We start from the raw sequence: 8,947 nt of genomic DNA on the forward strand, positions 1-8,947 counted from the left end.
TATACCTTGCTTGTGTTATTAAATTTTCATTCCTTATCCCGTCGCTCAAAGAAATTGATAAACGCTCTAGACAAGTTTAGCGACACCGATTGCAACACTTGGCTATAAGGTTCAGCCAACCATCCAAACTCTTTTTTGAGAGCAGGTAGACGGTCGTTTCTCCCTTCCTGGGATACCCCTTTACCAGTTTCTTTATAAAGTTGATTGGTCATGGCTAACGAATTATTCCAAAACCAACGGGCACAGCCGAATGCTTTTGATAGCGCTACTTGCTGCTCATCGTTAGGATAAATTCGTACCTTGACTGCGTGTTTCATGTCTCTATCTTACTACGAAAAACTTAAATCAGTAAATAAATATTCTAGGTGGAAGGCAAAGCTAATTGGCTGTTGGATCGGGGAGTTCCAACAGCCGCGCTATCCATCCCCACCGTGTAGACGGATGGGGAATTCCGCTAATCAGTTAAATTTTGATTGTTCCCAGACTTTAGTCTGGGAATGCATCTTTAACGACTCCAAATTGAAATTGCAACGAAAAAGTGAAAAAGACAGAAAAACTAAGTTTGTCGTATCTTTTACCTTGTTATTTGGAGACACTGGCGAGAATCTTTTCCATCTCAGAAAGCTCCAGCGCACCGGAGAATGTTTTGCCGTTCAGAATAAAGAATGGAGTGCCTTCGATTCCCAGTTTTTGAGCCAGTTGCACGTCTTTCTGAATCGCGGCTTCGGCGGCGGGGCTGTTGCGATCGCTGTTGAATTTATCTAACTTGAGATTGAGCTTTTGGGCGATCGATCCGTAAAATTCCTCGCCTAACTGTTTTTGCCCTTCAAACAAAGCGCTGTAATATTCCCAGAATTTTCCCTGCTGTTGGGCAGCCCAAGCTGCTTTAGCTGCTGGTAGCGCTTGAGGGTGAATTGAACTCAAGGGAAAATGCTTGTAAGCTAAAGTAACTTTGTCCTGGTGTTTTGCCATAAACTGCTTAACGGTATCGTGAGCGCGCGCGCAAAACGGACATTGAAAGTCAGAGAATTCTAAAAGTACAATCTGCTGCGAAGCCGAACCCGTGCTAGGAGAATCCCCGATCGCCGATTTGGGATTTGTTTTCATCTCCTGGAAAAATGACTCCTGCGCTGCTTTGAGAGACTGCTGCTGCTGTTGCTGATACGCTTGTACCGAATCTAAAATTGCTTGGGGGTTTTCGCGGATCACCTGCAAGACTTGCTCTTTAAACTTGGGATCGACTGAATTGCCAGCCGCTGACTGGGCGGGGGAACAACCGATAAATACAAGGCAACCCGCAAGCAGTGCAGCCAAGCAGAAGGCTTGCTGGCTGCGGAATTTTCGCCAAATAGTGGATATGTTCATCTTTTTTCCTGGTTTACGGCAAGACTTAATCCTACATTTAATTTTGCGGAGTGTCAGGTGTACCGCAGTTTAGTGCTGTGCAGCTATTTTTATATCTAAGCAATAATTAGCAATTGGCGATCGCAAATTCGGAGTGGGCAATTGGCAGTGGGTTTTACTAACCGGGAGCATCTCAGTTTTGCATTTATAGTGCTGTCCCCGCTCGCGTGTTTATACAAACACGCGAGCGGGGACAGCACTACAATAAAAAACGCTTCTTGCAACAATGAGATGCTCCCTACTCACCCTAACAGCAACCAGCGGCATAATTAAGATTTAAAATCTCGAAATTTAGTATGATATTGGAGCGAATAGTCTGTAGTGAGGACTTCAGTCCTCATCAAATGAGAGAGGACTGAAGTCCTCGCTACAAACAATCTCTAAAGGTTTGTAGTGAGGACTTCAGTCCTTCCTCAATCATTTCCGGCTGTTGAGCCATTTAGCAGCAACTATCCCCAAAATACCCGCAACCACTGGATTTCCCAAAAACTTCATCAAACTAGGCTGTTCTGCCAGCACTTCTCGGAAAATATCCGGGTGATTGTGATAGGTGAACGAGGCAAGCTTGGTAACATCATCAGCAGTCATGCGACTCGCGTGGTGGGTAGAAAGTCCTAATTGCTTTTCCAACTGGCGATCGTTCAATCCTCTCTTGTCCAACTGCTTGAAGAACTCCCGAGCCACGTCGTCCAGTTCGTTCGGCTTGATTTGGGCGATCGCCTTTTGCAATTCCGGTTCCAACTGTGCCGGCGGAAGAGACTCGTGATTAAAAGAACGCCCGAATAATTGTTTGCGCTGATCCGGGGAAGTTCTCTGAGCAAAATCGTCAAAATTTTCGTACTCTTCACCAGTTGTCTCAGGCATCATTTCGCGATCGCCCTGAGCCAAATCGCTCATGATTTGTCGCTTGTAATTATCGCTGCTACTCATGGTAATTATTTTCCCAACTACACAACAGTTCCGTCTCAAATTGAGATTCCTTCGACTTCAAAAAGCTGCGGAATATTAAAGCGTCGCGCTGCTATAAATTCCGCTTTTTAACCAAGTCAAGACTTGTCTTCAATCTGATTTGATTGCTGGTCGTACTTGGCAGTCAAAATCAGTTTTTTGTCAGAAGCATAAACCAAAACACTTAAATCCTGATTTGGGAAATTAACGTTCGCGAGCGGGGACGCTCGCGCTAAGGAATGAGAATTAAATAACTTACAATTTTTATTGTTCTTGTGGGATGGGCGGGAGAGCCCATTCTTTCTGGACGGGCGGGACGCCCATCCCACAAACTTGTGTAAGTTATTAACTTTTCGTTCCTAATGACAACTCACAAACGTTCGCGAGCGAGGACGCTCGCGCTAATGACAACTAACAAATAACAAATAACAAATAACAACTGACAACTAACAACTAACAACTAACAAATAACAACTAACAACTAACAACTGACTTCAAAAAAAGAGTGTGGGCAAGACTTCATCTTACCCACACCCTAAAAAAACGTTATTAGTTTTAATCTACCTTGTGATGACATTCTTTATCTATTTTGTGCTGAAGTTCTTCTTTCAACTGTTCCACAGCGCGCATAGTTTGAGCTTTTTCTTGTTTCTGCTGGCCGAGGGCTTTTTCTGTTTCCTCGCCCAGCAATTTTTCCCTTGATTTTGGTAATGTAACTTCGCTGCCACTTACAGTGTGGATCTGGTTTTCTTCAATATTCATTAGTTTTCACCGCTTTTAAAAATCTAGGTAAACCTAGCAAGACTCAGCGGTTTAAGGTTCTTAAGCATTCTTTCCTATCGCTTACGCTTCCTCAATGTCAAGGTTGCCCAGGAAATCCCAGTTAGAGTTAGAATAGTAACTATGTCTATTAGTTATTATTCCAGATTGCTTGATTTTTTTATTCAGTTGATTCCACAGGCTCCAAACGTGCTTTGTTGAGTTCACCTCAACAAAGGCGGTTAAGGAGCCTGGTATTTTTTCCGACAATCTCATTCCCCTACGGCCGATAACTAACGCCGCTGCTTCATCACTAGCCAAACCATACATCCTCAGATATTTGACTAAACCAATAATACTAGAATAAGCAGGATTGACCGTTAAAAGCTCAATACCTCTGTTAGAAAGAATTGAGTTTAACAACTTAAACAACTCAGAATAAGCCCAACCTGATAGCATCCGAGCATATTTCTTGCCACGTTCTCTAAGTTGCTCTTTCTTGCTGGTAAAGTCTAATTCCTCGCAGACTATTGGACATTGAAACTTGATAGCTAATGCCGATAATTCTCGGCAAGCTTTAACAATTTGAGCTTGCTGTTGACCCTTGCGTAAACCAGTTTGTAGTCGAATTTTACCCTGTGCTTTCAAGTTACCTTCGGTATCAATATACGCCCAACCAATCGAGCCGGGATTCATGTCGATACCAATACAACCATAATCTACAGAACGCGATACCTGCTCAACATTGGAGGGCGTGAAACTAACAGCAACACACCATTTACCAGATTTATAATAGAAGTGCCAAGTTTTAGCGCCCGTAGCTGGTAATCGGTTAATATTGCGAGGGAAATCGCCAATATACGAATCTACATTTTTACCAAACTTAGATTCTAAACAAGCTGGCACTCTAACTATTAAATTATCCCCATCCCACTGACACACTTGATTACCATAAGATTCATCTTTGGAACCCACGATAAAGGCTTGATTCTTGGGGACACGAACCCGCACAGGGATTGATTTTAGGACGGCTAATATTTGCCGATACCTGGTCAGCTTACGTTTTTTATTGTGTATCTGAAAGCGTAGGTTTTGCCAGTTAGTTTGTCTATACTTTAGGTCACTAGATAACGGAAATGCACAACCGCTTTTACTATTTTGCCAGTTCTTTTTAGCGTAAAACTTCCGAGCTAATTTGAGTTTTCTCTCAGCTTTTGTTAGCCAAGCTTCACAAGATTTAGCTTGATTTTCTAAGGTTTTTATGTGTGAAATCCGGCACTCCTTGGCGCTATCAACAGCACCCTTAGCCGATGAGATTACACCATTGGCATGACGTTTGCTAATACCGTAAGTTTTTTGTAGGTGCGTGTTCCAGTATGACTTGTTAAATCCTTCTCCTAACATCATAAAGTTGACAGTTTCACATACTGCTTTGTGAAATATTGGTGTGTAAGCGCTCAAAAACATTTCTAGCTGAGTTTTACCGATCGCGTTCAACTCATCTATCGGTGTAGAAAGTGCTTTGCAGTAAGTGATGCTGGTCATTGAGTTCGATAGTTGTCGGGTTCGCCTGACTTGATTTTTATATATTAACATCTATCTTAAATCTACTGACCACCCTTGAATTAACTTTTATTTCTAGGTAAATCTAGGTATTTTGGCAACTGCTGACAACCCTAATTTATGCCAAAAATATTTTCAACAAGGCTAATTCAAAGTTGACCTTACCTCGATCCTAAGGTAAAGCACGGAGAGTTCCCTCTGCCTGAAGGGTGATAGGGGCTGGGGAAGAGTGGGTGAGTTCTGAGGTTTGAGTATTATACTAAGAGCAATCTACCGAGAGTTACATCTCCCGGAAGCAAGATATGGGAATGGGAATAGTGTCTGAGTAGGTGCTATTAGTTGGTGACTCGCACGCAGCTAGGCGGTGAATGAGTTGGGGAGAGGAGATGGATGAGAGCGTGGGAGAGTGTAAAAGGCAAGAGGGAGATAATTTTTCTGCTGCATTGCACAAGTGGGTTCTACCGTTTGTTTGATGAGGCTGCTTAGACCTCCGTCACAGATTGAGAGAAAAATCGGTGACAGGTTAGTGCAGAATTAAGTCAATGCAGGAAGGTTTGACCGTTAAAATCAACAAGATGCAGCAATTGTCAAGTTGTGTGGCGATCGGGTGAAATAATCTGCTAAACCAGAGTTAGCCTCCGGACTAACTTCCCGCAGGATTGAACTAAAATTTCTGTTATTAGTAAAAAGTATCTAAAACCCTATGGGAGCAAGCAGCAGTAACCCCCTCGAAGCAGCCGGCCAAACTTGTGAGCCGATCAAAATAGGCGTGTTGCATTCGCTGACGGGAACTATGTCCATCAGCGAAATTTCTGTAAAAGATGCGACGCTGTTGGCTGTTGAGGAAATTAATGCGGCGGGAGGGGTACTCGGACGCCCCTTGGAAGCGGTGATAGCAGATGGAGCCAGCGATTTGCAGACTTTTGCTCAAAAAGCTAAGCAATTGCTCCAAGAATCGCAGGTGGCGGTGGTATTTGGTTGTTGGACTTCGGCCAGTCGCAAGGCGGTACTGCCGGCTTTTGAGTACGGCAATGGGTTGCTCTTTTATCCGGTACAGTATGAAGGGCTAGAACAGTGTCCGAATATTTTTTACACTGGTGCGGCCCCGAACCAACAGATTGTACCTGGGGTGAATTACTTGCTGGCTCAGGGGAAGCGGAAAATTTTCCTGTTGGGTTCTGATTATATTTTTCCCCGGACGGCAAATTTGATTGTGAAAGCTCAACTGGCTGCACTCGGAGGAGAGTTGGCGGGGGAAGTGTATCTGCCACTGGGTTCGAGGGAGGTGGACGAGGCGATCGCACATATTTTAGCAGTGAAACCGGATGCGATTCTCAACAGTCTTAACGGCGACAGCAATGTGGCTTTTTTCCTTCGTCTGCGGGAAGCTGGTTTGAAACCGGAGGATTTGCCGGTGATGTCGGTTAGCGTGGCAGAAGAGGAAATACGGGCGATAGGGCCGTCCAATATTGCCGGACATTGGGTGGTTTGGAACTATTTTCAAACTGTTGATACAGCGGAAAATCAGAAATTTGTTAAGGATTATAAAGCGAGATACGGGGAAAATCGTGTCACGGATGACCCAATCGAAGCGGCTTATTTGGGGGTTTATCTGTGGAAGAAAGCAGTAGAAAAAGCTGGTTCGATAGATGTAATTAAAGTCAGGGCGGCTGCTAAAAATATTGAGTTTGCAGCGCCTTCTGGCATGGTAAAAATAGATGCCAAAACTCAGCATACCTGGAAAACAGTGCGGATTGGTCAGGTGCGATCGGACGGTCAAATTGAGGAGATTTGGAATTCCGGGGCACCTGTACAGCCGGATCCTTTTCTCAAAAGCTACCCTTGGGCGGCCGCACTAAGTCCGAAGCAGATTTCTGTGGGTACTAGGGCTTCTTTGCTCGGGCTGTTTGTGATCATGGTACTGATCGCTTGGATGGCGGTGGGAGTCGGGTGGATGGGTTCTTTGGAGATGAAGAACTCTTTGCTGGCGATGCAGGCAGCATCAGCTCCAGCGGGGGCTGCGGAGGCAACAATGGCGGTGCTGGCCGAGCAAACTATGGCTGTGGCGAGTCGCACTCAGAGTTGGCTGGTGGGGGCTTTGGTTTTGAGTTCGATCGCAGGTATAGTTGCTTGTGTGTCGGTGTCGGCGATTATTCGGAATTTGGGTTTGCTCCGGGAAACTGCCCAACTGATTGCGAGCGGTGATTTGACGGCTCGATCGCCTGTGGTGTCTAATGATGCGATCGGAGTTCTATCTTCTACTCTCAATACAATGGCTCAGCAAATTAGCAGTTTGCTCAAAGGTTTGGAGGTGCGGCAACGACAGCTAGAAGAGCGATCGGGTGAATTGGAAATTGCTAAGAACGCTGCGGAAGCTGCTAACCGCGCGAAAAGCACGTTTTTGGCAAATATGACTCACGAATTGCGGACGCCCTTAAATGCGATTATTGGCTACAGCGAGCTGCTGCAAGAAGAGGCTCTTGAACTCGGCGAAGAAGAGTTTGTGATGGATTTGGCAAGCATTAATATGGCAGGCAAGCAGTTGCTGAACATTATTAGTGACATCCTGGATATTTCTAAAATAGAAGCAGGAAAGATGACTCTTTTCCTGGAGACTTTTGATGTCTTGAATTTAGTCGATCAGGTTATGACTACTGTTCAACCGCTGGTGGGGAAAAATGGCAATACTTTGAGTGTCAATTGCGATCGCGATATTGGTACGATCTACGCTGATTCGGCGAAGCTGCGGCAAGCGCTGTTGAATTTGGCCAGCAATGCTGCTAAGTTTACCGATCGAGGCAAAATTACAATTAATGTTTGGAAGGAAGAATCGGAAGTTTTGCCGGTGGAGAATTCCGAGGATATCTCGGATATTGCCTCTGAATTTCACAAATATTCGATCGTGTTTCAAGTCACCGATACGGGCATCGGCATGACTGACGATCAGATTTCGAGGCTGTTTGGAGCTTTTTCACAAGCGGACGATTCGACTACCCGCAGGTACGGTGGCACGGGTTTGGGGCTTACTATTAGCCGAAAGTTTTGCCAGATGATGGGCGGGGATATTACAGTTGAGAGCCAGTTTGATGGCGGTTCTACTTTTACGATTCGCTTGCCGATGGCGATTAAAATCGAGAAAGAAGCCGAGGGCGATCGAACACCGGAAGAAACGGCGCAGCAAGAAGTGCGATCGCAAGCGCTGGAACTTCCTGATGCTGCGACTGTGCTAGTAATTGACGACGATCCTGACTCGCGAGATTTGATCGCCCGCTGCTTGTCGAAACAAGGATTTCGGGTACTCTCGTCAGCTAGCGGTGAGGCAGGGCTTGAGTTAGCTAAGGAGTCGCTACCTGATGCGATTACTCTAGACGTGATGATGCCGAGTATGGACGGCTGGGCGGTTCTCTCGGCCTTGAAAGCCGATCCGGAGTTAGCTAATATTCCGGTGATTATGTTGACTTTTTTGGACGATCAAAATCATGGTTTAGAATTGGGAGCGGCGGAGTATTTGAGGAAGCCTTTGGATTACAAACGCTTTGCTGATTTATTGAGTAAATATCAGCGCCCGCAAAAGTAGTCTGTTGACGGTTGACGGTTGACGGTTGACGGTTGACCATTTGTGACAAGTTAAGAAAAAGTGCAAATTGTCAAGGGGGTAGACTTGCAAGAGGTAAAATAGGATGAAACCTTGACCGGGTAAGCAGTTGAGCCATAATTGAACCAGTTTATGAGTAGCAAAAAACGAATCAACCGAGATCGTGCAAAGAAAAAAAATCGTCCTCAAGTAGAAAACGAAGCGATCGCGAATCACCTGGAAGATTTATTAATTCCAGCAATGGCGGCCCAAAAAACTTTTTATCGCCAACTAAATTTAAGAGATAGAATTTTAACACTACCGTTAATGATGGTCTCCGTATTAAGTTTATTATGGCGAGACGTAGCAGGAGTAACAAAATTAACCAGATTATTAAAGAGAGAAGGCTTTTTATGATGTCAGCCACAAGAAATTAGCCAACAAGCATTATCACTCAGATTTTTAACTTTGAGAGCTATTTTGTTTGAAAAAGTATTTAAAGAATTAGTACCTCATTTTCGACAAAAATGGTTGATGAGAAAGTCGAGACCATTACCAGATAGCGTACAATTTGCCTTAAAAAACTTTGAAAATATCTGCATAGCAGACGGCTCAACATTAGAAGCATTATTTCGTAAACTAGAAAGTTTATCAGATGTTCCAATTGGTAAATTATCCGGAAAAATGTGAGTAATAATA

At 44.4% G+C, this 8,947-nt stretch carries 6 protein-coding genes and 1 pseudogene; 2 read left to right on the forward strand and 5 right to left on the reverse strand.

Going from position 1 to position 8,947, the window contains the following annotated elements; translation table 11 throughout:
• Nucleotides 1-26 precede the first annotated feature (26 nt).
• From JGK36_RS21125 to JGK36_RS21145, 5 genes are all read right to left on the reverse strand, one after another.
• Nucleotides 27-317 carry a helix-turn-helix domain-containing protein gene (locus JGK36_RS21125; protein ID WP_293197918.1) on the reverse strand — a complete coding sequence of 97 codons (291 nt, stop codon included), beginning with the start codon at nucleotides 315-317 and terminating at the stop codon, nucleotides 27-29.
• 265 nt (nucleotides 318-582) lie between these two features.
• Nucleotides 583-1,365: a DsbA family protein gene (locus JGK36_RS21130; RefSeq protein ID WP_293174188.1), complete on the reverse strand. Its 783-nt coding sequence runs from the start codon at nucleotides 1,363-1,365 to the stop codon at nucleotides 583-585.
• Between the two features lie 456 nt (nucleotides 1,366-1,821).
• Nucleotides 1,822-2,334, reverse strand: a complete 513-nt coding sequence (locus JGK36_RS21135; RefSeq protein WP_293174185.1) for a hypothetical protein — start codon at nucleotides 2,332-2,334, stop codon at nucleotides 1,822-1,824.
• 573 nt (nucleotides 2,335-2,907) lie between these two features.
• The gene (locus JGK36_RS21140; protein WP_293174182.1) at nucleotides 2,908-3,114 is read right to left on the reverse strand and encodes a hypothetical protein; all 207 of its coding nucleotides are present in this window, start codon (nucleotides 3,112-3,114) and stop codon (nucleotides 2,908-2,910) included.
• 81 nt (nucleotides 3,115-3,195) lie between these two features.
• On the reverse strand, nucleotides 3,196-4,656 hold the full coding sequence (locus JGK36_RS21145; protein WP_293174179.1) for a hypothetical protein: 1,461 nt from the start codon (nucleotides 4,654-4,656) through the stop codon (nucleotides 3,196-3,198).
• A 721-nt stretch (nucleotides 4,657-5,377) separates the two neighbouring features.
• Here JGK36_RS21145 and urtA point away from each other — a divergent pair.
• Together urtA and JGK36_RS21155 are read left to right on the forward strand one after the other, a co-directional pair.
• The gene (gene urtA, locus JGK36_RS21150) at nucleotides 5,378-8,251 is read left to right on the forward strand and encodes an urea ABC transporter substrate-binding protein (RefSeq protein ID WP_293197919.1); all 2,874 of its coding nucleotides are present in this window, start codon (nucleotides 5,378-5,380) and stop codon (nucleotides 8,249-8,251) included.
• Nucleotides 8,252-8,401: 150 nt separating this feature from the next.
• Nucleotides 8,402-8,935 (forward strand): annotated as a pseudogene (locus tag JGK36_RS21155) (IS4 family transposase); the annotation flags it as partial.
• Nucleotides 8,936-8,947 lie beyond the last annotated feature (12 nt).

It is taken from the genome of Microcoleus sp. PH2017_35_SFW_U_B, assembly GCF_020737865.1.
Taxonomy (GTDB): domain Bacteria; phylum Cyanobacteriota; class Cyanobacteriia; order Cyanobacteriales; family Microcoleaceae; genus Microcoleus.

What these genes read in the sequence shown, in the direction of transcription:
- JGK36_RS21125 (WP_293197918.1), bottom strand. Translation starts at nt 317, where the DNA reads ATGAAACACGCAGTCAAGGTACGAATTTATCCTAACGATGAGCAGCAA.
- JGK36_RS21130 (WP_293174188.1), bottom strand. Translation starts at nt 1,365, where the DNA reads ATGAACATATCCACTATTTGGCGAAAATTCCGCAGCCAGCAAGCCTTC.
- JGK36_RS21135 (WP_293174185.1), bottom strand. Translation starts at nt 2,334, where the DNA reads ATGAGTAGCAGCGATAATTACAAGCGACAAATCATGAGCGATTTGGCT.
- JGK36_RS21140 (WP_293174182.1), bottom strand. Translation starts at nt 3,114, where the DNA reads ATGAATATTGAAGAAAACCAGATCCACACTGTAAGTGGCAGCGAAGTT.
- JGK36_RS21145 (WP_293174179.1), bottom strand. Translation starts at nt 4,656, where the DNA reads ATGACCAGCATCACTTACTGCAAAGCACTTTCTACACCGATAGATGAG.
- urtA (WP_293197919.1), top strand. Translation starts at nt 5,378, where the DNA reads ATGGGAGCAAGCAGCAGTAACCCCCTCGAAGCAGCCGGCCAAACTTGT.